22 protein-coding genes and 5 pseudogenes are annotated in these 24,755 nt (G+C 70.3%); 13 read left to right on the forward strand and 14 right to left on the reverse strand.

All coding sequences use genetic code 11. From position 1 onward, the window contains the following. Positions 1–989: 989 nt before the first annotated feature. The gene (locus OG286_RS05915) at positions 990–1,919 is read left to right on the forward strand and encodes a hypothetical protein (protein ID WP_405362823.1); all 930 of its coding nucleotides are present in this window, start codon (positions 990–992) and stop codon (positions 1,917–1,919) included. Positions 1,920–1,999: 80 nt separating this feature from the next. Here OG286_RS05915 and OG286_RS05920 read toward each other — a convergent pair. Together OG286_RS05920 and OG286_RS05925 are read right to left on the reverse strand one after the other, a co-directional pair. Continuing rightward, a pseudogene (locus OG286_RS05920) lies at positions 2,000–2,119 on the reverse strand (family 1 glycosylhydrolase); the annotation flags it as partial. 109 nt (positions 2,120–2,228) lie between these two features. Beyond that, positions 2,229–3,566, reverse strand: coding sequence for a GH1 family beta-glucosidase (locus OG286_RS05925; protein ID WP_396323051.1), 1,338 nt, complete (start codon positions 3,564–3,566; stop codon positions 2,229–2,231). Positions 3,567–3,857: 291 nt separating this feature from the next. Between OG286_RS05925 and OG286_RS05930 the strand changes: the two are divergent. Next, a pseudogene (locus OG286_RS05930) lies at positions 3,858–4,096 on the forward strand (2-hydroxyacid dehydrogenase); the annotation flags it as partial. 298 nt (positions 4,097–4,394) lie between these two features. Beyond that, a complete protein-coding gene (locus OG286_RS05935; RefSeq protein WP_396323052.1) occupies positions 4,395–4,919 on the forward strand; it encodes an AAA family ATPase in 525 nt (174 codons plus the stop codon). A gap of 70 nt (positions 4,920–4,989) precedes the next feature. Here OG286_RS05935 and OG286_RS05940 read toward each other — a convergent pair whose 3' ends face one another. The 6 genes and pseudogenes from OG286_RS05940 to OG286_RS05965 all read right to left on the reverse strand — a co-directional run. Further along, complete coding sequence (locus tag OG286_RS05940; RefSeq protein ID WP_396323053.1) at positions 4,990–5,529, reverse strand: hypothetical protein; 540 nt, start codon at positions 5,527–5,529, stop codon at positions 4,990–4,992. A gap of 37 nt (positions 5,530–5,566) precedes the next feature. Then, complete coding sequence (locus tag OG286_RS05945; protein ID WP_396323054.1) at positions 5,567–6,094, reverse strand: hypothetical protein; 528 nt, start codon at positions 6,092–6,094, stop codon at positions 5,567–5,569. 162 nt (positions 6,095–6,256) lie between these two features. Beyond that, positions 6,257–6,559 carry a hypothetical protein gene (locus OG286_RS05950; RefSeq protein WP_396323055.1) on the reverse strand — a complete coding sequence of 101 codons (303 nt, stop codon included), beginning with the start codon at positions 6,557–6,559 and terminating at the stop codon, positions 6,257–6,259. 730 nt (positions 6,560–7,289) lie between these two features. Then, positions 7,290–7,415 (reverse strand): annotated as a pseudogene (locus OG286_RS05955) (FAD-dependent oxidoreductase); the annotation flags it as partial. Between the two features lie 209 nt (positions 7,416–7,624). Beyond that, entirely contained in the window at positions 7,625–8,584 is a 960-nt protein-coding gene (locus OG286_RS05960) for a sigma-70 family RNA polymerase sigma factor (protein ID WP_396323056.1), read from the reverse strand. Between the two features lie 22 nt (positions 8,585–8,606). Then, a pseudogene (locus OG286_RS05965) lies at positions 8,607–9,440 on the reverse strand (FAD-dependent oxidoreductase); the annotation flags it as partial. 74 nt (positions 9,441–9,514) lie between these two features. Here OG286_RS05965 and OG286_RS05970 point away from each other — a divergent pair. Together OG286_RS05970 and OG286_RS05975 are read left to right on the forward strand one after the other, a co-directional pair. Then, entirely contained in the window at positions 9,515–9,988 is a 474-nt protein-coding gene (locus OG286_RS05970) for a GNAT family N-acetyltransferase (protein WP_396326177.1), read from the forward strand. Positions 9,989–10,042: 54 nt separating this feature from the next. Further along, positions 10,043–10,957 (forward strand): IS982 family transposase, encoded by a 915-nt coding sequence (locus OG286_RS05975; RefSeq protein ID WP_396326178.1) that lies wholly within the window; start codon positions 10,043–10,045, stop codon positions 10,955–10,957. A gap of 21 nt (positions 10,958–10,978) precedes the next feature. Here OG286_RS05975 and OG286_RS05980 read toward each other — a convergent pair. Continuing rightward, a pseudogene (locus OG286_RS05980) lies at positions 10,979–11,359 on the reverse strand (FAD-dependent oxidoreductase); the annotation flags it as partial. Positions 11,360–11,740: 381 nt separating this feature from the next. Between OG286_RS05980 and OG286_RS05985 the strand changes: the two are divergent. After that, on the forward strand, positions 11,741–12,886 hold the full coding sequence (locus tag OG286_RS05985; RefSeq protein WP_396323058.1) for a lactonase family protein: 1,146 nt from the start codon (positions 11,741–11,743) through the stop codon (positions 12,884–12,886). A gap of 236 nt (positions 12,887–13,122) precedes the next feature. Here the strand turns inward: OG286_RS05985 and OG286_RS05990 are convergent, their stop codons facing one another. Beyond that, positions 13,123–13,326 carry a CGNR zinc finger domain-containing protein gene (locus tag OG286_RS05990; protein ID WP_396323059.1) on the reverse strand — a complete coding sequence of 68 codons (204 nt, stop codon included), beginning with the start codon at positions 13,324–13,326 and terminating at the stop codon, positions 13,123–13,125. On the opposite strand from OG286_RS05990, the gene OG286_RS05995 reads away from it, so the two are divergent. Continuing rightward, complete coding sequence (locus OG286_RS05995; RefSeq protein ID WP_405366036.1) at positions 13,269–13,823, forward strand: transposase; 555 nt, start codon at positions 13,269–13,271, stop codon at positions 13,821–13,823. The two genes, OG286_RS05990 and OG286_RS05995, sit on opposite strands and share 58 nt — an antisense overlap. Positions 13,824–14,242: 419 nt before the next feature. On the opposite strand, the gene OG286_RS06000 is transcribed toward OG286_RS05995, so the two are convergent. From OG286_RS06000 to OG286_RS06010, 3 genes are all read right to left on the reverse strand, one after another. Next, the gene (locus tag OG286_RS06000) at positions 14,243–14,539 is read right to left on the reverse strand and encodes a hypothetical protein (protein WP_396323060.1); all 297 of its coding nucleotides are present in this window, start codon (positions 14,537–14,539) and stop codon (positions 14,243–14,245) included. Positions 14,540–15,298: 759 nt separating this feature from the next. After that, positions 15,299–16,693 (reverse strand): amino acid permease, encoded by a 1,395-nt coding sequence (locus OG286_RS06005; protein ID WP_396323061.1) that lies wholly within the window; start codon positions 16,691–16,693, stop codon positions 15,299–15,301. A gap of 1,195 nt (positions 16,694–17,888) precedes the next feature. Next, entirely contained in the window at positions 17,889–18,272 is a 384-nt protein-coding gene (locus tag OG286_RS06010) for a hypothetical protein (RefSeq protein WP_396323063.1), read from the reverse strand. Between the two features lie 571 nt (positions 18,273–18,843). On the opposite strand from OG286_RS06010, the gene OG286_RS06015 reads away from it, so the two are divergent. The 6 genes from OG286_RS06015 (at position 18,844) to OG286_RS06040 (ending at position 23,293) form a co-directional block, all read left to right on the forward strand. After that, positions 18,844–19,899: an ABC transporter substrate-binding protein gene (locus OG286_RS06015; RefSeq protein WP_396323064.1), complete on the forward strand. Its 1,056-nt coding sequence runs from the start codon at positions 18,844–18,846 to the stop codon at positions 19,897–19,899. A gap of 7 nt (positions 19,900–19,906) precedes the next feature. Then, positions 19,907–20,731, forward strand: a complete 825-nt coding sequence (locus OG286_RS06020; RefSeq protein WP_396323065.1) for an ABC transporter ATP-binding protein — start codon at positions 19,907–19,909, stop codon at positions 20,729–20,731. Next, positions 20,728–21,642: an ABC transporter permease gene (locus tag OG286_RS06025; RefSeq protein WP_396323066.1), complete on the forward strand. Its 915-nt coding sequence runs from the start codon at positions 20,728–20,730 to the stop codon at positions 21,640–21,642. Before OG286_RS06020 ends, OG286_RS06025 begins: the two co-directional genes overlap by 4 nt. Before the next feature lie 245 nt (positions 21,643–21,887). After that, positions 21,888–22,010, forward strand: a complete 123-nt coding sequence (locus tag OG286_RS06030) for a hypothetical protein (protein ID WP_396323067.1) — start codon at positions 21,888–21,890, stop codon at positions 22,008–22,010. Next, positions 22,007–22,366, forward strand: a complete 360-nt coding sequence (locus OG286_RS06035) for a ferredoxin family protein (protein ID WP_396323068.1) — start codon at positions 22,007–22,009, stop codon at positions 22,364–22,366. The genes OG286_RS06030 and OG286_RS06035 overlap by 4 nt, the downstream gene beginning before the upstream one ends. 36 nt (positions 22,367–22,402) lie before the next feature. Beyond that, the gene (locus OG286_RS06040; protein WP_396323069.1) at positions 22,403–23,293 is read left to right on the forward strand and encodes a TauD/TfdA dioxygenase family protein; all 891 of its coding nucleotides are present in this window, start codon (positions 22,403–22,405) and stop codon (positions 23,291–23,293) included. 53 nt (positions 23,294–23,346) lie between these two features. On the opposite strand, the gene OG286_RS06045 is transcribed toward OG286_RS06040, so the two are convergent. Continuing rightward, positions 23,347–24,681 carry an LLM class flavin-dependent oxidoreductase gene (locus tag OG286_RS06045; protein ID WP_396323070.1) on the reverse strand — a complete coding sequence of 445 codons (1,335 nt, stop codon included), beginning with the start codon at positions 24,679–24,681 and terminating at the stop codon, positions 23,347–23,349. Positions 24,682–24,755 lie beyond the last annotated feature (74 nt).

A 24,755-nucleotide genomic window follows, 5' to 3' on the forward strand; every position in this document is an offset into this window, starting at 1 on the left:
CGTCAACGTCTACGGGGCCGGTATGGAGCGATTGCGGCGGCCGCGTCCCGCGCCCGGCCGTCAGCCGGTTGAGCGGTTGGAGACGGGCGTCCCTGGTTTGCGATCTCGTGGTGTTCGTTCTTGGCTGGAGGTGTCCGGTCCGGCGAGCCTCCGCGTGCCGGTCGTACCCCAAGGCGGGTCCGGCTGTTCCGAGGTCCCGACCCGTCGGTCACGAGTTCCCGACCCGCCGGTCAGGTGGGCGTACGGGCTGGCTTCGTCGCCGGTGGAGCCGCCGCGTCTGCACCTGGCCGGCGTTCCTGGTGGCCTGCACCGCGATGATCGTGGCGTTCGCGCTGATGGCCTCCTCCGTCCGCTACGTCCTGCCCGCGACGCTGTCGGTGGCGACGATCCCCGCGATCGTGGCGGGGAAGCGCATGAACCGGCGCAGCCGGTCCGGTTGCTCGGCCGCGCTCGGCGGTGGGAGCCTGGTACCAGGACCGCCCGCGCTCGGCGGCCCGCACCCCCGCGTTCTACGAGCGCGGCACCGCGACGGCGGACCGACCCTACCTGCAACGGGCCGGCGAGCTCCCTGCCTCGGACCCGCTCGACCAAGCGGTCCAGGAACAACTCGCTCTCAGGCACTCCAACACGGGGATGCTGTCCAACCGCTCGGCGCCTACCGTCTGCCGCCTGCGATGTTCGCCCTCATCGATCCGATACAGCAACAGGGATCGGGTACCCAGAACCGAAAGCATGACGCCCTCACTCTCCGGAGGCACTTGTGGCAACGCCGCCTCTCGCAGCGAGTTCCACGCCGCAGGATCCGCCACACTTGCCATGGACACCACCCTGCCCTACCGGTCGGCACGACGACCAGGCGCCCCGCCCTCGGGGCTCGCGTCCTCCCCGCACGGCGATTACGTGTGGTACCGGCGGACGGCGGGGCACTCCGTGCCACTCTGCCGAACCCACCACATACGGCCGGTGCCGACGCCGGCGGTGGTTCGGCCTTGATCGCGGAGTTCTGGTCCGGGGTGAGCGAACGGCTCGCGGAGCGCACCGTCGCGCTGCTGGTGAGCCCGGCCCTCGCGTTCTGGAGCATCGGTGCCTGCTGGTTCTTCGTCTTCCGACGGTCCCGGTTCGACGCCTCGCTCGACCGGGTCGTGCATTTCTCACCGACAACCCAGGTCGTGGCCCTGGTCGTGTTCCTGATGGTCGTGCTGGCCACCGAGGGCCTGGTGAAGCAGTTGGTGCCCCTAGCTCTGCGCATGCTCCAGGGCTTCTGGCCGCGTCCCCTGGCACCCCTCCGAAGCAGACTGATCCGGCGCCAGCGCGCGCGTCTGGCAGAGCTGGAGGACCGGTGGCAGCACCTCTACCCGAGGGTGGTGGAGCGGTCGGCCGGACCCGACGAGGAGGACGAACTTCTCGCCGTGGAACACCTCCTGGCGGCACTTTCGTCCCGCCCCGGGAGGATCCTCCCCACTCGGCTCGGGAACGTCCTGCGCGCCGGTGAGACCGGAGTGCACGACAAGTACGGACTGGACCCGGTGCATTGCTGGCCGGCGCTGTGGCTGCTACTGCCGGAACAGACCCGCAACGAGGTCGCCGGCGCCCGGTCCGCGCTGGACACCGGCACGACCTGGTGGCTGTGGGCACTCCTGCTCTCAGTGCGGTCGGTCGCCAGCCCCTGGATCCTCCTGGTGGCCGCCACCGGGTGCGTGCTGGCGTACCTCGCGCTGCTGACCAGCGCGGCCCGATACGCAGAACTCGTCGATGCCACGTTCGTCAACCACCGGGGCCTGCTCTACGACGCCCTCGGCCGGCCACGGCCTGCGGCCCCGCAGGCGGAAGCCGCTCTGGGGAGGCAGCTCACAACGTCCATCCGGCGCGGCCCCGCCGAGGCGGCGACCCTTCCGGGCCCGCCGCCCCCGCCCCCCTGACCGGTACCCCGGCGGCCCGGAGACGGCCGCGGGCTGTGCCCGCTGCGATCTCCTCGTCAGACCTACGGGACCGCCTCGATCTACCGCGCGACGCGGCTCCGATGGGCGGCAATCAGGTCGCGGTACCAGGCAAACGAGGCCTTCGAGGTACGCCGCTGCGTCCCGAAGTCGACGTGGACGAGACCGAAGCGCTGGTGGAACCCCTCAGCCCGTCGAACAGGCTGTCATTCTAGGGAAGCCTTAACTCTAAGTCACCACATTTTCCAAGTATGCGATCTAACAGGGGGTTGAAGGCGACAGTCCGGGAGCCTACTTCGCGAGTCGCTCCCGATGGGCAGTGATCAGCTCCCGGTACCAGTCATACGAGGCTCTCGGCGTGCGGCGCTGCGTCTCGAAGTCGACGCACACCAAGCCGAACTTTTGATTGAACCCCTCCGCCCACTCTAGGTTATCAATCAGTGACCAGGTGTAGTAGCCGCGGACGTCGACGCCTTGGGCGACGGCCTCGGCGAGGGCGTCGAGGTGGCCGGCGAGGTAGTCGATGCGGGGCTGGTCGTCGATGGCCGCGGTCGTCGAGCAGCCGTTCTCGGTGATGGTGATCGGCGGGAGGGCGGCGGCGTAGCGGTCGCGGAGGCCGACGAGGAGTTCGCGGAGGCCGTCGGGGACGACGGGCCAGTCGAAGGCGGTGCGCGGGACGCCGTCGATGGGGGCTTCGGCGAAGGGGAGGCCGGGGTCGGTGGGGGCGGCGATGCGGGTGGGGTTGTAGTAGTTGACGCCGAGGCCATCGAGCGGGGTGGCGGAGATGAGCTTGAGGTCGCCGTCGTGGACGCAGCCGCCGAGGTCGGGGGCGACGCCGTAGGCGGAGAGGTCGGGGTAGCGGCCGAGGAGCAGCGGATCGGTGAACAGGCGGTTGTGGAGGGCGTCGTAGGCCTCGGCGGCCGCGAGGTCGGCCTCGGAGGACGAGGCGGCCCACACGGGGGTGAGGTTGTTGGCGATCATCACCTCCAGGCCGCGCTCGCGCAGCGCGGCGGCGGCGAGGCCGTGGGCGAGGAGCTGGTGATGGGCGGCGGGGAGGGCGTCGAGCATCAGGGCGCGGCCGGGCGCGTGGATGCCGAGGGCGTAGCCGTAGACCATGTGCACGAAGGGCTCGTTGAGGGTGATCCAGGCGGGCACGCGGTCGCCGAGCCGGTCCGCGACGACCGCGGCGTACTCGGCGAAGCGGTACGCGGTGTCGCGGTTCAGCCAGCCGCCGGTGTCTTCCAGGGCCTGTGGGAGGTCCCAGTGGAACAGGGTGGGCAGCGGGGTGATGCCGGCTTCCAGTAGCGCGTCCACCAGGCGGTCGTAGAAGGCGAGTCCGGCCCGGTTGACCGGGCCGGCCCCGGTGGGCTGCACGCGGGGCCAGGCGATGGAGAAGCGGTAGCCGTCCAGCCCCAGACCCTGCATCAGGGCGATGTCCTCGGGATAGCGGTGGTAGTGGTCGCAGGCGACCGCTCCCGTGTGCCCGTCTCGGATCGTGCCGGGGCGGGCGGCGAAGACGTCCCAGACGGACGGGCCGCGCCCGTCCTCCTCGACGGCTCCCTCGATCTGGTAGGCGGCGGTGGAAACGCCCCAGCGGAAGCCCGCCGGGAGGTCGAGTCGGTTAGACATGGCCCGCTCCTTGCTCGCGATGGCGATGAGTATGCACTCAATGGAAGCATCAGATATGAGGAGTCCTCATGTTAGTGACTAACCGACGAAGCACCAGATGTCGTGCGAAGGCTCGAAGCGCCAACCGTGCCGGACTCGCGGAACAACCGACCCACAACAATGACGGGCGGATCGCGTGTTCGGTCGGGCGATGGCTACTTGGGCGCAGCAGAGCCAGGCCTGCGGCGCGCCCCGGGCCGGCTCAACGACGCCTTGAACGCCAGAACGCTGGCCCACCAGCCCGCCGGCGGCACCGAGCTGATCGCCCAGCGCTCCACCGGCTTCAACAACATCGACCTCGACGTCTACGAAGAGGAGACCGGCATCTTCTTCACCGACCAATCCATCCAAGGCATCACCGACGACACCCTCGCCCGCCTCGTCACCTTCCCCCAGGTCCTCGCCACCAGCCACCAGGCCTACTTCACCCACACCGCGTCGGCCAGATCATCGACACCACCGCCCGCAACATCGATGACTACCCTCTCTGACAGTCTCGACTGAGACGCCCGGCACCCGTGCGGTGCCGGCTGCCCGGGGTTCTCACTCTCACGCCTCCGGTCCGGCGAGGACGAAGTCGTCCTGGGTCAGTTCCGCTCGCAGCCGCTGGTCAACTGGTGCAGTGGGGTTTTTGAGCATGGGGAGTATTCCTTCGGCCAGGTTCTGTCCGGGCGGACCACGTGACGCATCACGTTGAGCCGTTGTTCGGGTCGTGGGGCGGGCGGTCTGACCGGCATCAGGCAGATAAAGCGGTGGTCGCCTGCCCGGCCTCCCTGCCACCATCTGGGTGTGACCACGTTGTTCCTGATGGTCGGCCTGCCAGGGGCCGGAAAGACCACGAGGGCTCGGCAGCTCGCCGATGAGCACGGCGCGCTGCGCCTGACACCCGACGACTGGATGATTCCCCTGTTCCGTGAGGCGGAGGCGGACGGGAAGCGCGACGTGTTGGAGGGGCGCATGCTCTGGCTCGCCTTGGAGGCAGTCAAGCTGGGCACCAACGTTGTGGTGGACTACGGCTGTTGGTCCCGTGACGAACGGTCCGCGATCCGGTGGCTGGCGCAGGCCGAGGGCGCGTCCTTCCGCATGCTCTACCTGCCGGTGGACGATCGGACCCAACGCGCCCGGATCGCCCATCGCTGGGCAACCACCCCCGAGGAGACGTTCCCGATGACCGAGGCCGACATCCTGAACGGGCGGGCGCACTTCGAGGAACCCGACGCGGCGGAGTTGGGAGGCGGCGAGGTCGCCGGCCCGCCCTCCGGCTGGGCGGGCTGGCGAGAGTGGGCCGCCTACCGCTGGCCGTCGTTCGAGTGACTGTTCGGCCCGAAATGGTATGGGACGGTCCCTTTGTTCATGTCCCGTGACGCTCCAAACCCCATGTGGTTCAGGGGATGATGCGACCGATGTGGTTGTCTCTCTGATGGATCTCCTCAAGCTCACCCCAGGGTGGCGGACCACCCAAACGCCAGGGGACTTGCTTCGTGTCTGACGCGTGGATCGATCGCCTGGCGGCGTTGACGAACTCCCGTTGCGCAGCGTCGAGTTTCGTATGAATCTGACGAAGCATCGCCATGTCCTTTGGCTCCCCGAACGGAAAGGCACTGAACTCTCCCACAAATGAGGACAGTTGCTCCGCAGCGATCCCCACATCGGTGTCGGCAACCAGGCTGACCGACACCAAGGCGGCGTTCCACTCCTCCCAGTCGATCCCCTCGGGCTCGCGTTGCTCCCAGTACGCGTGGCGCATGCCGATCTCGACCGCGCCGAAGCTCTGGAGAAGGCGCTCGTACGCCGCGATCTTCCGATCGCGTATCCACTGCCCGGATTCATTGCGGCGCCCGGCCAGGGTGCCCACGAGGATGCCCAGGATTGTCGCGGCCACTCCGCTGGCGGTGGATATGAGGGTTCCCCAAGGGAGATTCATGGTATTCCTGCCTTTCAGTCGGACGTCCAGCCAAGGCCTAGTCGAGGCTTCTGTCAGGTCGGGTGTAGAAGGACTCGACGCCCCGCCAGGGCGAGGGGCCGCCCAGTGATCGGTCCAGGCGCCGTTGGGACGGGGCAAGGGAGCGGCGAGCCGCATTGACGAAGCTCAGGTGAGCCTCACCCAGCGCGGTATGAATCGGCCGCAGTTCTTCGATGTCGGTCGGCTGACGCCCATGGAAGAGGATGGTGAAGTCCTCCAGGATCTCGCAGACCCGCTCGGCTGCTGCACTGGTCGCCGGGTCGGCAACGAGGCTGACCGAGTGCTGGGCGGCCACGAACGGCACCCAGTCAACAGCGGGCCTGCGCTCGTCGAGGAATGCCTCGCGCAGCTCCGCCTCCACGCCCCCGAACGCCTGCAGGAACTTCTCGTAGGCGGCGGTCTGCGTCCCCTGCAGCCATTGCTGGTGCTGGCCGCGGCGCCCGACGACACCGCCGGCGATGACGCCGACGACCGTTGCGGTGACACCACCTGCGGTGGATATCAGCAGATCCCATGAGACAGTCAAGCCAGGTCTCCTCACGATGGATGAGCAGGGCGCCCCGGGCAGCCCCGCGCTGGACGAAGCCAACGGAGTGAACGTCAATTCTTGCCCAGTGTCGATGAGATGGACGCTCGTAGTCTTCTATTTTGCCCTCCAGAGACGCCGCCGGGTTGTGGTGCAGGGCGTTCATGGCCGAGCTGGTTGCGTGGCAGCGGTCAGGTCGGTGGCCCTCGCGGTGAGGTAGGTGCTCCAGTCGCGTTGCGCGTGACGGGCCCACTTCAGTGCGGTGTGGATGTGAATGTCGAGGAGGTCGGCCAGTACCGGTGCGGGTAGCTCGGTGGCGAGGGCGATGAGGGCTGCGGTGCGGGCAGGTCTGGTGTGGATGCCCTGGCGCGCGAGCCGGTCGTTGAACGCCTTGCGGCTGAGTGGACGGCCGGGAACGACGCCGGGGAACAGCCACGGCAGCTGACCGGTGAGGTTTCGGGTCATGGCGGAGCGCTGGTACGGCTCGTCGGCGAGTTGGTGGAGGAGTTCGGCCAGGCGTGGTGGGATCCATAGCCTTGACTGGCCGAGTTGGAGAGATGTCTCCTCGCTCGTGGCACCGTGGATCTGTTCGGCGGTCAGGTGGCGGAGGCGTTCGCCGGGGATGCCGTAGTGTCCTGAGTCTCAGAAGCACTGCATAACGGCCGACACCGCCCTGCCCGCCGGACTCCACCGCCTCCACCAGCTGCCGGTAGTCCGGCGCCAGCGCGTCCACCGGATCCAGACCCTCCCGCCACACCGGCACCACCGCCCCCTTCGGCGGCACCCGCACCCCCGCCTCCGCCGGCCCCGCGTCATCCTCGGCCGGGGCGAGCGCCTCGGCCAGCTCCTCAACCGCCACCACCCGCCGCTCCAACACCGCCCTCGCCGACCGCAGCTCACCCTCGAGGCGCTCCAACTCGGCCTCCAGATCCTCCACCCGCGCCCGGGCGGCCTCCCGACGCTCCTCCAGCAACCCCAGCGGCGACGGCGGCATCACATACTCCGTTCCGACCTCGACAACTCGACGCCGAAACCCTGCCGCCCAACCCCGCACACCATGCCTGAACAGCGAAAAGTCATACGCCGCACGCGGATTGCGGATGCCTTCTGAAGCATCTCGATCTTGTCGAGCAGAGCCGCAGGCACACCCCCGCCCAGAACGCGTCTGGGCGTTCAATCACTCGAGCCAGTTCTGCCGCAGGACGAAGACCGGGCGCGGGATGATCAGGGTTACGGTCACGTCGTCGCGCTGCGGGAACCGGTTGGCGGCCATGACGCCGGCGTAGCCGCCGATAACGACGACGTCAGTGTTCTCAGCCATGGGTGGCTCGTCCGTTTTCCAGAGGCGGCCTCAAGACGCCGACGCGTGACCGGCAGCTGCGGCAGATCGCGCCCCCGTCGGCGACTGGCCGGGCTCTCAGCGCATGACGGCAGCGAGCCGCTGCACGCTTGTCCCCATCCGGCTGGTAGCGCGAAGCCCGGGAGCGGTTCATCGCAGCGCGGGTGCTGCGGCCCGGCGTCGGCGTCGGGTTACCACTGGGCGATAAGCGGCAGGTCCGGTTCGTGCTGCCGCCAGGCTTCGGTGAGTCGGGCGAGGCGGGTGGGGGCGGCGATGCCGCGCACGGTTGCGATCTTGCCGTCCGTGATGTCGAACGTCACGGAGCCGATGACCTGGTCGCCGAGCACGAAGAGCATGGCGGGGTCGCCGTTGACGAGCGCGTAGTGGACGGTGGGCGTGCCGCCGACAAGTCGCCGCTTCGCGGGTGTGGGCTTGAACCCGGCCCGTGCGATGGCGGCGATGCGCTGCGGAGTGTCGTACCGCAGCAGCGTCTTGGCCAGGCCGGCGCCGTTGGAGTCGGAGATCGCGGTCGCGTCGACGGTGAGCAGCGCCACCAGGCGTTCGGTGCGGCCCGAGGAGGCAGCAGCGAGGAATTCCTCGACGATCCTCCGCGCGGATGCCGGGTCGACCTCGCCACCGCCGCGGCGCACGGCGGTGATGCGGTGCCGGGCCCGGTGGAGGTGCTGCTGGCTTGCGGACTCGGTGACGTCGAGGATCTCGGCGATCTCGGCGTGACGGTAGGAGAACGCTTCGCGCAGGACGTAGACGGCCCGCTCGAGGTGTGACAGGCGTTCCATGAGCATCAGCACGGCCAGGGAGACCGATTCGCGCTGCTCGAAAGTGTCGGCCGGGCCGAGCATCGGGTCGCCGTCGAGGAGCGGTTCGGGCAGCCAGGCGCCGGCGGTGCGTTCGCGGCGGGCCTGTGCCGAGCGGAGCCGGTCGAGGCAGAGGTTGGTGACGACCTTGGTCAGCCAGGCTTCCGGCACCTTGATCAGCTGCCGGTCGGCGGCCTGCCAGTGCAGGAACGCATCCTGCACGGCGTCCTCGGCGTCGGCGGCGGAGCCCAGCAGTCGGTAGGCCAACGAGGCCAGCCGCGTCCGGCTGGCCTCGAACCGACTGGTGTCGAAGCGATCAATGGCGGTGGCGTCCACGCGGATCACCCTGGCGAGCCGGTTACGCGACCGCGTTCTCGCTGTGCGCGATCGCCTTCTCAGCAGCCGCGTTCGGCGCGGCGGCCAGGTGGCGCTTGCGTTTGGGCAGGCCGAAGGTCGGGTGCGAGGTGGCCCACAGCGACGTCCAGAGGGTGCCCGCCTTGATCCACGCGGCCTTCCGGCCGCCCATGTACTTCGGCTTTGCCTGCGCCTCGTCGTCGACCATCTGCAGGATCCCGTCCCGCCGCCCAAGGCTGATGTGGTTGTACGTGTAGGCCAGCGTGGTGTTTGCGATCTTACGGCCGGTCAGGCGTCCCACGATCGCCTCGATAGCCTGCACGCTGGTGTAGCCGGCCGAGGCGCAGGACATAGGCAGTGGCCGGCCGTTGTCGCCGATGGCGTAGGCGCTGTCGCCGGCGGCGTAGACGTTCGGGTGCGAGAGGGACCGCATGGTGCGATCGACGACGATCCGACCGTTCTCGGTGACCTCCAGCCCGCCGGCGGCGGCGATGGGGTCGACCGCGAACCCGGCCGTCCACGCGGTCGCGTCGGACGCCAGGGCGGCGCCCTCCGCGCACAGCACCCGCGTCGCTTCGACGGCTTCGACGCTGGTGTGCTCCAGGACGGTGATGCCCAGCCGGTCGCAGGCCCGGCGCAGGTGGCCGCGGGCCCCGGCGGAGAGCCGGGCGCCCAGCTCTCCGCGGGCGATGAGCGCCACCGACAGGCCGGGCCGGGATTCGGCGATCTCGGTGGCGGCCTCGATGCCGGTCAGCCCGTCGCCGACGACCACCACACGCCCGCCATCGCCCAGGCTGTCCAGGCGCTCGCGCAGGCGCAGCGCCGAGGGCCGGCTAGATGATCAATTCCAAGGGGTCGTTGAACGGTCGTAGGCAGTTTCGCTCCGGCGGATCGGTCTGCGAGAGTTTGGTCATGAGTGACGTTGTTATCCGTCGGGCCGAGTCCGATGACGCGACCGCACTGGCAGCCATGCGCTGGCGGTTCAAGGTGGAGGACGGCGGAGATGAAGTCCCGCGGAACGAAGAGGAGTTCACTGCCGAGTGCGAGCAGTGGCTGCGTTCCCGGATGGTCGGGCCGTGGCGTGCCTGGGTTGCGGAAGTGGGCGGTCGGCCCTGTGGTCACGTGTTCGTGTGCCTCGTGGAGAAGGTCCCCAGTCCCTACCCGGGTTCCGACGCCCTGGGCTACGTGACGAACTTCTACGTCGCCCCTGAACAGCGCAATCGCGGTCTGGGCAGGGCCCTGCTCGACGAGGCCACCGGCTATGCGCGCGCTCACGGCCTGGATACGTTGATCGTGTGGCCGTCTGAGCGCAGTGCGCCGCTGTACCGGCGCTGCGGATTCGACGGACCGGACGAGCTCCTCGAACAGCCTGTCGCGCCCAGCTGAGCGAAGTTCTCGCACTGACTGCGCGGACGATGCGAGGGCGCCCAAGGTCAGTCTGTGACGAACGACCTGGACACCCTCGCGACCGCACTCTATGTGAAGACCGACGACCTGCTGAAGGACTCGCCGCAATTCGCCCCGCAGCGTCCGGCCGTGGGCATCGTGCCGCAGCTCGGCGACGCCGAGCTGGTAACGCTGGCGATGATGCAGGCGATGCTCGGTTTCACCTCCGAGGCCCGCTGGCTGCGCCACGCCGGCGCCCACCTGCGCCACCTCTTTCCGTACCTGCCCCAGCAGCCCGGCTACAACAAGCGGCTGCGCAAGGCCGCCGAACTGATCCGCCGGGTCACCTGGGCACTGGCCCGCGACACCACACTGTGGAGCGACGACGTGTGGGTGGCGGACTCCACGCCCGTCGAGTGCGGGCGCTCCCGAGAGACCGTCAAACGCTCCGACCTGGCCGGATGGGCCCAGTACGGCTACTGCGCCAGCCATTCGCGCTACTTCTGGGGCCTGCGGCTGCATCTGGTCTGCACCCTTCACGGCCTGCCGATCGCGTTCGCACTCACCGGGGCCAAGGCAGACGAGCGCGAGACCCTGCTCGACCTGCTCGCCGTCGAACCCCGTCTCACCGCCGAGCACCCGGGACAGACACTGATCGGAGACAAGAACTACTTCGGCCGAGAGTTCGAACAGCGGCTCGCCGACATGGACATCCGCCTCCTGCGGCCGACCCGCAAGGGCGAGCCACAGCGAGCCGGATCACAGCTGTTCAAGCCACTGCGCCAGGTCATCGAGTCGGTCAACGAGACCTTCAAGGGCCAGCTCGACCTCGAACGACACCGAGGCCGCACCCCCAATGGTGTAGCCGTCCGAGTCCTGCAACGCATCCTCGCGCTCACCGCCGCGATCTGGCACAACGACCGCACTGGCCAGCCGACCATGCGCACGCTCACTGCCTACGACCACTGAACCCCTTGGAATTGATCATCTAGCAATGTCGAAGGCGTGCTCGGCCGCGCCGGGGACGCCGTGGTCGTCGCCATGGCTGCCGAGCGCGTAGACGAGCGTGTCGTAGCCGAGCTCGCCGCCGCCGTCGGCGTCGGCCACGGCGACGACCCGGCGGTCAGGGTCGACGGCGGTGACGCGGGCCAGGCGCCGCCGGATCCCCGTGCCCGCGAAGACGTCGGCGAGCTGTGGAGCCTCGATCTCCTGGCCGGCCGCGAGCTGGTGCAGCCGCAGCCGCTGGACGAAGTCCGGCACGGCGTTGACCACGGTGATCTCGGTGTCCGCCGGGGACAGCCGGCGAGCCAGGTTCCCGGCCACGTAGGCCCCGGCATAGCCGGCTCCGAGGACGACGATGCGGTGCTTCATGTGCTGCTCCTGTCGGTTCGCTTGCTCCCGGTGGCTTGAGCGGAACAGCGGACCGATTGCTGACAGGAACCGGATGTGATGTGGATCACAGAGCGGCGGTAGCGTCGCCCCTGCACGCGACACCGAGGCTGCACAGATGCAGGCCAAGCCGAACGAGTGATCTCATGCCGTGGGCACCCCGGCGGGGCCGGGATCGCTGCCTTCAGCCGATTCCGACAGAACGTCACATACCGTATCAAGAGGGAATGTGGCGAGCTCTCTCGTGCCGGTCACCGTCGACGGGGTTCCTGCCACGGCCCTCGCCCACGTCGCTCCGACTCCCGGCCATGGCGACCACGGCCTGGGTGGGATCGGCCCCGGACCTCCAGAAGGCAGAACCTCATGCAGAAGATCACTCGGCTCGCCGTGGCCGTCGCGACCGCGCTCGCGGCAGCAGCCGCGGGCGCCCCGTCGACCGCAGCCGCGTACGGCGGTGAAGGCCACCCGCGTGGCGGGCGCCACGCCGTATTCGTGCAGACCGATAACCCGGCGGGCAATCAGATCGTCGCCTACCGGCGCGCGGACGACGGGCAGCTCACCCCGGCCGGCACCTACGACACGAACGGGCTCGGCGGCGTGCTGGACGGGTCGGTTGCCGACCACCTCGCCTCCCAGGGATCCCTCACCTACGACCCAGATCACGCGCTGCTGTACGCGGTGAATGCCGGAAGTGACACCGTCTCCGTGTTCTCCGTGGACGGCGACCGCCTCGCGCTGCGGCAGGTCGTCAACTCGGGCGGCCGCTTCCCGGTGAGCATTGCGGTGCACGACGACACCGTCTACGTGCTCAACGCCCTGGACGGCGGTTCGATCCAGGGTTACACCGTCCGCGACGGACGGCTGAAGCGGAAGGCCGACTGGAACCGCGCTCTGGCGCTCGACCCGAACGCCACGCCCCAGTTCACCAACACCCCCGGGCAGGTGGGCTTCACCGGCGACGGCTCGCAGCTCGTGGTCACCACCAAGGCGAACGGCAGCAGCCTCCTGGTGTTCAACCTCAACCGCTTGGGCGCTCCCGCCGACACCCCCGTCGTCACGAGCCTGCCGGGCGCTGTGCCCTTCGCGTTCGTCCCCGACGGCCGACACGGCCTGTTCCTGGCCGAGGCCGGCACCAACGCCGTGGCCACGTTCACGATCCACCGCGACGGCACCGCCACCCAGGAGGCGTTCGCGGCCACGGGCCAGGCGGCCACCTGCTGGATCGTCGGTGTGCGCGACCTGCTCTACGCCTCCAACGCGGGCAGCTCCACCCTCACCGGCCTGCGCACCACCGACCGTGGCCGCCAGCTCACCGTTCTGGGCAACACGCCCACCGACCCCGGCACCGTCGACGCCGCCATCTCCTCCAACGGGCGCTACCTCTACGCCCAGACCGGGATCAACGGCATCGTCGACGAGTTCGCGATCAACACTGACGGCTCCCTCGCCGCACTCGGCTCCCAGACCGTCCCCGGCGCCGCCGGCGGCGAAGGCATCGTCGCCTTCTGACCCCGCACACGGCAGTCGGCCCGGGTCCCCACACCCGGGCGTGCGCAACCCGGGCCGACTGCCGCCCGCGGCCATGGGCCCCTTCCCCCATGGGTCGGCCGCATCCACCTCGTCCCGGCCTTGGGTCACGGCAGGACCCGCGAACAGCCCAGGCCGGTGCGCCTCCCGGAAGCGCACCGCCCGGCCGCCCTTCCGCCCCGGCGCCTCAGATGGGCCCGCCTGCGCTCGCCGAGGCGTCAGCGCCCGGCCGCCTCGGTCCTCTCGTAGTGGCGGGCCGCGCGGGCCCTGGTCCCACAGCCTGCGGAGCACCACTCGCGGCGCGGGTGCTTCTTGACGAAGTACAGAACGCAGCCGGGGCCTGGCAGGCCCGCAGGTCGGCGGTCTGGTCCCGAAGGACGGTAGGAGTTCGCCCGGGGTCGCCTGCCAGTGCTCCGGAACACTCGGCAAGATCGGCAACTGCCAGGTCGGGGTGAGTGTCCACGCGGTCACCGACAGGGCGTCCTGCCCGCCCGACTGGCGCCTGTTCCGGCCCGCCACCTGGGATCCGGAGCACGCCACGGACCCGGCCGACGCCGCCCATGCCGGGCGGCGGCGGACCCGATGCCGCATCCCCGCCGACGAGGGACACCGCCCCAGATGCCGCCTCGCGGTAGAGATGCTCGACCAACTCGCCACCTGGGGTCTCGTCCCGCCCGTGGTGGTTGCCGATGCCGGCTACGGCGACAACGCGCACTTCCGCGCCGCCCTCGACGAGCACGACCTGCGGTGGATCGTGCAGGTCAAGGGCCTGGCAACCGCCCACCCAATGGATGCGGTCGCCCATCAGCCGCCCTACGGCGGACTCGGCCCCCGTCCCAACTGGCCGAGCACGTGCGGGCCACCGGCCGGCCGGTGGCCCGCACGGTTACCTGGCGACATGGCTCCCGGGACCACCTGACCAGCGAGTTCGTCGTTCTGCGCGTGCGCACGGCCGGCCGTCGCCCCCCGCCTGGAGGAGGACGGCACCATAGCCGCGTGCTGGCTGCCGGCCCAGTGGCCGGCCCACCTGGCCGAACCCTCCCACGCTCGCGCTTCTCCAGCAGCCCCATCACCGACGGCATCCGGTGCCTCCACCGCAGAGACGACACGACACCCCGCCTCTGCCCTCGAGGCGCCGACACTATGCCTGACCAGTGGAAAAAGCACCCGTCGCTATCAGAAAGACAACGGCTTCTCAGGCAGCCAGTCACTCAGGTCAGGGGACTGCAGGGCCGCAGCGGCGGTTGGTCTCGATCGCATGTGAGGAAGTTCTGTGGCATGCCCGATGGTCCAAAAAGGCCCGGACAGCAGGGGTTTGCGCGACAGCCCCCTTGAGAATCAGGTGCCAGAGTTGTCGACGAACCCCACGATATCGAGGTATTCGATTTTGGGCGGGACGCCATAAATCCCCGTCACCTTGTCGACGAGCTCCTCCGTGAAGAAGGCACGGGCTTTGTCCTCGTCATCCCACACGTAGAAGTTCCTTGCCTGAACGCCGTCTTCATCGAGCATGAAGCTCTTGAAGCGAAGGCCAGCCATGCCTTCGAACGGCCCTCGGAGTTCGCCGGCAATCTTTGTGATAGCTGAACGATCGAACTTGTCGGTCTGCGCGAAAGTCACGAGCACGCCGATCATCGGGCCTCCTATCGATTGGGTGAGCAGCGGTCGATCGAGTGATGCTAGAGGCGGATCCTAGTACACGCGGCCGGAAATTCTGGTCGTTAGCCCGCGCGTCGGACGTGCGGCTCGCGGTCGGCGATGCGGACCACGAGCGCGTCGGGCTTTGCGCGCGTGAACGCCCATCAAACGGGTGGGCGATTTGGCGCTTAATTCCGATCACTACGTGCGGCCGCGCCCACTGGGCGCGCATTGAGTCGTGATCAATCTCCTCGATTCCCTCCCACAGCCGGTCCGCCAACCCCGGAACGAGCGGGACGATCCCCTCCACGAGGGCGAGATCGTAGACTTCCCCGGACTCCTCCGCCTGCAGCGCCTGGAACCGCGGGCAGGCCGAGTACGGCACGCCGCGCCCGGTTCTGAACGCCTCCGGTACCTGCTGCTCCACCTCGGCCAGCATGCTGAGGTCCTGTGCGATCCTGGCCGTCATCGTCCGTCTCCGCCCTGATGACACGGACGCGGCCCCGGCGCGCCCGGGCGTCCGCCTCTTCGACATCACGGGCGCCCGATGCGCGGCTGGGTCCTCGTCGCTTCCTCCGCCCTCACCGAGGACGCGGCCCTCCGTGACTGGATCGACCGAGGCCGAACCTTCGCGGCGACCTTGCCGCCCAAGTAGCGGGCCTTGGGCGAACGCGGCCTCGCCCGGTCCGCCGGCGAGGCCATCGAGGTCCGGCTCCCGCGCCTCCATGACACGGTCGCCGCTCTCGGATGACGAGTTCAGTTCTCCTCGGCGTGGCGCTCGAGGTCCTCGATACCGCTGGGACTTCCCGCCCGCACCCACAGCGCGTAGAGCGCTCCGCCGATGAGGAGCGTGGCGACGAGGGAGAGGATCGGCCAGCCGCGCATGAGGTTGACCAGGAGGGTGAAGGCGACGGCTGCCGCAGCGAGGGCGTTGACGAGCGCGAGGACGGGCTTGCGCTCGGTGCGGGCGAACCGGGCCATGGCGAGCAGGCCGACGAGGAAGCTGACGAACACGGACACCGCGTAGAACAGCACCAGTTCCTGTTCCTGCCCAGCCGCGGCGACGATGATCACCGCAGCGGCGGCCAGGTAGACCACGACCGACCAGTACGGGGTGTGGTGCTTGTTGGTCCGGCCGAGAACCGCCGGCAGGACACTGGGGTTCTCGGTCGTGCCGGCGAGGGCCTTCAGGAGTCCGGGGCCTGCTTGGAAGGAGGAGCTTGCTGCGGCCAACAGGAGCAGTGAGCTGGCGAGCTGGAAGGCTCCGTAGAGCCAGCCGGGGCCGGTGGCGGCGTGGGCGATGTCGGCGATCTGGGTGGAGTCGGCGCCCGGCAGGCCGATGTGGAGGCGTACGGCGAGGGCGGTCAGCGCGAGGGTGAGGCCGCCGACGATGACCAGGAGCAGGGCGAGGGTGCCGCGGCCGAAGCGGCGGCGATGGGTGTCGTCGAGCTGGCCGAGCTGGGCGATCGCGGTGGATGGTGCCTCGATGCCGGTCGCCAGGGCCATCGCGACCGGGAAGGCCAGCACCACGGCCAGGACCGCGGACCGGCCAGGGTCGGTGCTGGTGGGCGCGCCGCCCACGCTGTGCGGGGCGACGAAGCCCAGAATGACGACGGCGACGGAGATGACCACGAACACGACGGTCATGGCCGCGAAGAGCAGCCGCCCGCCGTGCCCGAACCAGGTCAGCCCGGCCACGATCACCAGCAGGACCAGGGCCAGCGGGATCCGGACGGGGGCCAATCCCGGGAAGAGCGCGATCATCGCGCTGGCGGCCGCCGCGATGGAGATGCCGATGGTCAGGACGAAGTCCACCACCAGTGCGCCGATCGGCAGGAACGTCCAGCGGGGCCCGAATGCGCGACCGGCGGCCGCCGCCGCGCCGCCGCCCTTGGGGAAGCGCCGCACCAGCTGCCAGTAGTTGGCGGTGACCACCACGACGAGGCCCACCACCAGCGCCATCGTCGGCAGCAGGAGTGCGAGATCGCCGTGCAGGGCCCGCAGCGCGGCCTCGATCGCGTACGCGACGGAGGAGACCGGGTCGGCGATCACAGCGAACGCGAAGGCGAAGAACAGCACCGAGCGACGCGGGCCACGGCCGGCAGCGGTGGGCGGGCCAGCGACGGGCACGACGGTCTTGCGGGAAGCCACGGCAGGCCTTTCACGAGCAACGAAGTACTGACCGCCGACCAGGCTTCCCGGCACACCAGGTGGAGACTTTACGTCAAGAACGCGCTAGCGGAGCGTCAAGGAGGCGTTAAGGTTTCCGCCCTGCACTCCGCCAGGGCCGGTCCGTACGCCGCTCGCACACAGGCTCGTCATCGAGGAGGACTGCACTGCCGAGGCCATGGCGCTGAACGAGCGCGAGGCCATCCGCCACCTTGTCTGCTCATCCAGAGCCTGGTGGTGCTCACGCTGGTCACCACCGGTTTCACCCTGCACCACGCGCCGTCGGCTGGTCGCCCTCCCGGGTGCCGGTCTACTCGTCGCGGCGGCCACGAACCAACGCCTGGCTGTGCCGGCCGGCACGCGCGCCGGCCCGTCGGTGGGAGGCCCGGCACAGCCGTGCCTCTGCAGTCTCCCGGCAGAGGCCAGGGCGGCGATCCACCACGACGGTACTCCCGGAACCGCACTTGCGCGGGTAGCGCGAGCCTCTGCGGACGTCGGGGCGATCGGTTCTACTGTGCGATTCATGGGAGAATCCGCGCGCTCGACCCGCCTTGAGCGGATCCTCGGCGTTCAGCTTTCGGAGGACGCGGTTCGCCAGTGGCCGCAGAGCGGCGAACTCATCAGGGGGAGGTCACGGATCGCCGACGTGGAGTCCCACTTCGTCGGATCGAGACTCGGGGTGGGGAGGCGGCATGCCTGCGGCAACACCGTCGTCGTCGAGTGGAGCACCGACTACGGCGAGGGCCGGATTCACCGGAACGTCTCCATCGCCGAGCTTGAAAACGGCATGGCGGTCCGGGTGACCGACTACTGGGGCGAGCCGTTCACCCCGCCCGTGCGCCTCCGCCTCCGCCTCCGTGGGCAGCGGCACGAGCCGCCCCGTGTTCCCTCCCGGAACACCCGGGCCGGGTTCGCCATGGGCGATTCACACGAGCACACCCCGGACGGACACCGCCGTTCGTGGGCTCACCCGATGGTGATCGAGTGCCGGACGAAGGGTCGGGCCGCAGCCCGGGGGCGGCTCGATGACGCGGGTGAAGCGGGCCTGAGCCGGCGGCATCTGCGCCCACCGCGCCATCCCGTCCCGGCTGGAACCGGCCGGCTGGCGGCCGACCGGACTCGGCCGAGCGGACTACCCGGCCCGCAACGATCCTCCTGAGCGGGCTGCAGCGGCCGGCTAGGGCGTGCCGCCCTGCTGCCCGCTCATCCACTCGGCGATCGCCTGCTCGGTCCGGGCGAGCTGGTCGGTCGGGCTGAACTGCAGCAGCTCGGTGCCCGCCTCGACGTACGGCCGGTGCCCCGGCGGCTGGTAGAACGCGTCGCCGGCCTCGTACACCTCATCGCGGTCTCCGAAGACGTAGCGCATGCGGCCGGCGATGACGTAGCCCCAGTGCGGACACTGGCACGCCCCGCCGGGCAGCGCCTGCAGCGGCCCGTCCAGGTCGGAATCGGCCCCGAAGGAGACGAACTCGACCGTGTAGCCCCCCATCTCCGCACGCCGGTCGACAACCGGCCCGAATTCCTGGACCTGCGTCGCCGTCTTCTTGGACACCTTGGGCATCGGTGGGCCTCCACTCCGTGTGTGGTTTCTTCGGGAAGTCCCGTCGTCGTGAGTTGACCACCTCGCCGGGCCCGGCGCATCCGGGGCCGTCCGTGGGCGCACCCCGGCACGCACGACGAAGCCGTGATCAGGGGCGCGTGGCACCACCGGCGGAGGCGGGTTTTCTTCCGCCGGCTGAACATTCGTTGACCTGGTCCGGGTCGGCTGCCAGGCTGTCGGACGTGAACCAATCCGAGCGCCTTGTGGGCCGCCTGCACGTCGATCTACGACGGCACGCGAGCGCCATCTGTGCTGTCTGCCACTGACCGGCGCTCCTTCGCGCTGACGCGCTGCTCTCACCTGCCGGCCTGAACCGGCACGGTCACCCTGCCGGCACGGTCACCCTGCCGTCGCGGCCGCCGCTCCGGGCTGTCGCCGTACCCGGCCGTGCCGTCCTCCTCAGCCTCCGCCCCGGCCCTGTGCGCCGGGTGCTCCCGTCCACCACCGGCCGTTCACCCGCCTCGCCGCGTGACGGGCAGCCCCGCTGCCCGTCCCCGTCGGCGTACTCTGCCGACCCCGCAAAGGACCTCCCATGCCCGTGACCTCATGGCCCGCCTCCCGACCCACCTCCCGACGCCGGTTCCTCGCGCTGGCCGCGGTCGCGGCGGCGGCGGCCGCCTGCGGCCGGGCGAGGGCGGCAGGCAGCGGGGCCGAGACGAAGAAGCTCCGCTACCAGGGCTGGGTGGGGCAGGTGACGTTGCCCGAACTCGCCGAGGACCTCGGCTACTTCGGCGACGTGAAGCTGGAGTGGGTGGGCAACACGATCAGCGGCCCGCAGGACATCCAGTCGGCGGCGACCGGGCAGACGGACTTCGGCGGGGCGTTCAACGGCGCCGTCGTCAAGCTGATCGCGGCCGGGGCGCCGGTGAAGGCGGCGATCAGCTACTACGGCGTCGACGCCGCCTCCTTCAACGGCTACTACGTACTGGAGGACAGCCCGATCCGCTCCGCCCGGGACCTGATCGGCAAGAAGGTCGGGATGAACACGCTCGGCGCCCACGTCGAGGCGGTGCTCGACACCTACCTCCAGCGCAACGGCTTCGCCGCACCGGAGTTGCGCCGGGTCGAGCGGGTCGTCGTGCCCCCGGTCAACACCGAGCAGTCGCTGCGGCAGCGGCAGATCGAGGTCGCCTCGCTGGGCGGCGTCCTGCGGGACAAGGCGCTGGCGGCGGGCGGGATCAGGCCGCTGTTCAGTGACTTCGACCTGCTGGGCGCCTTCAGCGCCGGCACGTACGTGCTGACCGACAAGTTCCTCAGGCAGAACCCGAGCACGTCGAAGGTCTTCGTGACAGGGGTCGCGCAGGCGATCGAGTGGGCCAGGACGACGCCGCGCGAGGAGGTGATAGCCCGCAGCGCGGACATCATCAGGCGACGTGGCCGCAACGAGGACGTCGCGGCGCTCCAGTACTGGAAGTCCTTCGGCGTCGCCGAACCCGGCGGCCGGATCACGGACCGGACCTTCCAGCTCTGGATCGACTGGCTGACGGCCCACGGTGACATCAAAGCCGGGCAGGTCAAGGCAGCCGACCTCTACACCAACCGGTTCAACGGCTACCCGGCCGCGACGCCCACCGCCGCAGGGAGCTGAGCCCGCGATGACCGATCACATCAGCTTTCGCCAGGTCACCAAGACGTTCCCGGTACCGGGGCGCGCGGGTGACCGCCGGCTCTCCGGATTCACCGCCCTCGACTCGGTCGAACTCGACGTCCCCAAGGGCGAGTTCCTGGCGGTTGTCGGACCGAGCGGGTGCGGCAAGTCCACCCTGCTGGACCTCCTCGGGGGTCTGACGGCGCCGACCTCCGGCGAGATCCTGCTCGACGGCCGGCCGGTCACCGGCCCGGGGATCGACCGCAGCATCGTCTTCCAGCAGTACGCACTGCTGCCGTGGCGGACGGCCCAGGGCAACGTGGAGTTCGGCCTGGAGGCCACCGGCGTGCCGAGGCGTCAACGGGTCGCCAGAGCACGGGAGTACCTCGACCTGGTCGGTCTCACCGGCTTCGAGGACCGCCACCCGCACGAACTCTCCGGCGGCATGAAGCAGCGGGTCGCGATCGCCCGCAGTCTCGCGTACGACCCGGCCGTCCTGTTGATGGACGAGCCGTTCGCGGCGCTCGACGCGCAGACCCGCGAGTCGCTCCAGGACGAGCTGCTGCGGATCTGGCAGCGGACCGGCAAGACCGTCGTGTTCATCACCCACGGCATCGAGGAGGCGGTCTACCTGGGCGGCCGCGTCGCGGTGCTCACCTCGCGCCCGGGCCGGGTGAAGGAAGTCGTCCCGATCGACCTGGGTGAGCGCGCAGCCGGCCACGACCTGCGCTCCAGCCCGGAGTTCGCCCGCTATCGCCACCAGATCTGGAGCCTGCTGCACGACGAGGTCAGCCGTGCGCAGCAGTTGGAGAGAGAGGTCAGCCGCGTATGAGCACCGACCTGAACCCGCGCCCGGCGGTGGCCGCGCGGACGGCCGCGAAGCCCGCCCCGGCTTCGTCTGCCGAGCCGAAGCACCGGCCGCCCGGTGCCACGGGCACGCCGGCCCCGGCCCACGGGCAGGGGGTGCTGCGGCGCCTCGCGGGGCTGCTGCTGGGCGGCGCCACGAAGTCCGTGGCAATCCTCGCGCTGCTGCTGCTCTGGGAGCTCGCCCCGCGCTTCGAGCTGGTGGACCCGACCTTCCTGCCGCCGTTCAGCGAGGTGCTGGACGCCTGGTACGGGCTGCTGCAGAACGGCCAGCTGGCCGACAACGCGGCGGCCAGCCTGACCCGGTCGCTCAGCGGCTTCGGCCTGGCGGTGGTGATCGGTGTGCCGCTCGGCCTGCTGATCGGCTGGTACCGGCCGGTGGCCAACCTGCTCAGCCCGTTGCTGGAGCTGTTCCGCAACACGGCGGCGCTCGCCCTGCTCCCGGTGTTCGTGCTGATCCTCGGCATCGGCGAGACGTCCAAGATCTCGATCGTGCTGTATGCCTGCCTCTGGCCGATCCTGCTCAACACCATCAGCGCGGTGCGCAGTGTGGACCCGACGCTGATCCGGCTCGCCCGCTCGCTGGACCTCTCCGCACCCCGCCTGTTCCAGAAGGTGATCCTGCCCGCCTCGGTGCCGGTGATCTTCACCGGTGTCCGGCTCGCCGGGGCGGTGTCGATCCTGGTGCTGGTGGCCGCCGAGATGGTGGGGGCGAAGGCGGGGCTCGGCTATCTGATCAACGCGTCGCAGTACAACTTCGCGATCCCGCAGATGTACGCGGGCATCGTGACGATCTCCGTCATCGGGCTGGTCTTCAACCAGCTGTTGGTCGCGCTGGAGCGCCGGTTCACCGCCTGGCGCGCCCCGCTGGGCAGTTGAGAGGTGTGACGTGAGTACACAACAGGAGTTCGCGGCCGACGTCCTGGTGATCGGCGGCGGCCCGGCGGCGTACGGAAGCACCTCGCGCTGGACGGCGGCGGCGATCTCGCGGGCGTCCCCGCCGGGCGTCCCGGTGGGGCGCAGCCCGGCCCAACCGGCCGGGGCGAGCGTGCGACGACGGGCACCGGGTCCGAGCGCCCGAGCGTACCCGGCGGCGCCACGCCCGGCCCAGGTGCCACCGGGGGATGGCCCGCCGGCTCGACCACCCCGACCAGGATCCGGCGCAGCACCACCGGATCGCCACCGGCGGTCCGGGCGAGGTCTGGACCCGCCCGCTCGCCCGCACCGCCACGGAGGCCGCCGCGTGATCGACCTCGTCTCCCCGGAGCGCTGCATCGCCTGCGACCGGTGCATCAAGGTCTGCCCGACCGACGTCTTCGAGCGGGGCGCGGACGGCATCCCGTCGATCGCCCGGCCGGACGACTGCCAGACCTGCTTCCAGTGCGAGGCCAACTGCCCGGTGGACGCGCTGTTCGTCGCCCCGTACACCCACCCGCTGCCGCAGGACCCGGCCGTCCGTGACGAGCGGCGGCTGACCGAGGCCGGCCTGCTCGGCAGCTACCGCGCGCAGATCGGCTGGGGCCGGGGCCGGACCCCGGGCGCGCTGCGCGCGATCGGCCCGGCCGTGGGGCCGGCCGCCTCGGCCACCCCCATCACCTCCTGAATGTCCGCACCGTACACACCGTCCGAAGGAGATCCGATGACCAGCACCTTCGAGATCCGCAAGGTCGGCGGCCGGATCGGCGCCGAGATCCTCGGCGTCGACACCGCCGCCGCACTCGACGCGGGGACCGTCGAGAAGCTCAACGCCGCGTTGGTGGAGCACAAGGCGCTCTTCTTCCGCGGCCAGCGGCTGGACGACGACGGCCAGACCCGCTTCGCCGCCAACTTCGGCGCCCTCACCACCGCGCACCCGACCGTCCCCGCGCTCGACGGGCAGCCGAACGTCCTGGCGGTGGACAGCGAGGACGGCGGCCGGGCCAACCGCTGGCACACCGACGTGACCTTCGTCCGTACGCCTCCGAAGGCCAGTACCCTGCGCAGCCTGATCGTCCCGCCGTACGGCGGCAACACGCTGATCGCCAACACCCAGACCGCGTACCGGGACCTGCCGGAGCAACTGCGCGAGTTCGCCGGCCGGCTCTGGGCCGTGCACACCAACGACTACGACTACGCGCAGGGCAAGGAGCTGGACGCCGCGGACCAGGAGCGCCGCCGGGTCTTCACCGCCCGCAAGTACCGCACCGCCCACCCGGTGGTACGGGTGCACCCGGAGAGCGGTGAGCGCGGGCTGTTCATCGGCGGCTTCGCAGAGTCGGTCGTCGGCCTGCCGAACGCCGAGTCCCACGACCTGCTGCGCAGCCTGCAGGCGTACGTGACCCGGCCCGAGAACGTGGTCCGCTGGCGCTGGGAGCTGGGGGACGTGGTGCTGTTCGACAACCGCGCCACCCAGCACTACGCGCCGGACGACTACGACGGCCTGCCGCGCCGCCTGCACCGCGTCACCGTCGCCGGTGACGTCCCGGTGGGCGTGACCGGGGAGTCCAGCCAGGTGCTGGAGGGTGACGACGCGTTGCACTACACGCCCTGACCGGCGGCCCGGCCGCGCGGAGGGCTCCGCGCGGCCGGCCCGGCGTGCGGCCGTCACGCCGTGGTGTACCGCCCGGCCGGGCGTGGCAGGCCGTAGTGCTCGCGCAGGGTGCTCCCGGTGTAGCCCTCGCGGAACAGGCCGCGTGCCCGCAGGATCGGGACCACCTGCTCGACGAAGTCGTCCAGGCCGCCGGGCAGGACCGGCGGCATGATGTTGAAGCCGTCGGCCGCGCCCTGGGTGAACCAGGTTTCGATGTGGTCGGCGAGTTGCTCGGGGGTGCCGACCACGACCTGGTGGCCCCGGCCGCCGCCGAGCCGCCCGACGAGTCGGCGCAGGGTCAGCCGGTCGCGTTCGGCGAGGTCGCGGATCAGCTCGAAGCGGCTCTTGGCACCGTTGATCTCGGTGACCGGCGGCAGCGGCGGCAGCGGCTCGTCGAGCGGGTGGTCAGTGAGGTCGACGCCGAGCACGGTGGAGAGCACGCCGACCGCGCGGGCCGGGTTGATCAGCGCGTCCAGCTCCTCGTCCAGCGCGCGTGCCTCCGCCTCGGTGGAGCCGAGGACGGGGACGACGCCGGGCAGGATCTTCACCTGGGCCGGGTCGCGGCCGGCCGCGGCGGTCTGGCGCTTGAGGTCGCCGTAGAAGGCCTGCCCCTCCGCCAGCGTCTGCTGCGCGGTGAACACCGCCTCCGCCCAACGGGCGGCGAAGGCCCTGCCGTTGTCGGAGGATCCGGCCTGCACGAGCAGCGGGTGGCCCTGCGGGCTGCGCGGGATGTTCAGCGGCCCGCGCACCTGGAAGTGCTTGCCGACGTGGTCGATGTCGTGCACCCGGCCCGGGGCGGCGAAGGCCCCGCTCGCGCGGTCCAGCAGCAGCGCGTCGTCCTCCCAGCTGTCCCACAGGGCGGTGACCACGTCGAGGAACTCGGCGGCCCGCTCGTAGCGGACGCCGTGGTCCTGGTTGGCGCTGCGGCCGAAGTTCTGGGCGGCGCGGTCGCCGGCCGAGGTGACGATGTTCCAGCCGGCCCGCCCGTGGCTGATGTGGTCCAGCGAGGCGAACTGCCGGGCCAGGTTGTAGGGCTCGGAGAAGCCGGTGGAGACGGTGCCGATCAGGCCGATCCTCGTGGTCACCGCGGCCAGCGCGGTGAGCAGGGTGAACGGTTCGAAGTGGCTGATCAGGCCCCATCCCCCGTCGGAGCGGGCCTCGACGCCGTCGGCGAGGAACACCGAGTCGAAGGAGGCCGCCTCGGCGGCCAGGGCGAGCCGCTGGAAGTGCGCGACGTCACCTGCGGCGGACGGGTCGGTGCGGGGGTGGCGCCAGGCGGCCTCGTGGTGGCCGACTCCCATCAGGAAGAGGTTGAAGTGGAGTTGGCGATCGGCGGGACTTTCGGGCATGGCGGAACGCTCCGGGGCTCGGCAGGCGGGCGGGAGAAAGGGGATTGACCCGATTCTCCGACCCGCCGTCCGGC

Origin of the sequence: Kitasatospora sp. NBC_00039, assembly GCF_045160625.1 — a bacterium.
Taxonomy (GTDB): domain Bacteria; phylum Actinomycetota; class Actinomycetes; order Streptomycetales; family Streptomycetaceae; genus Kitasatospora.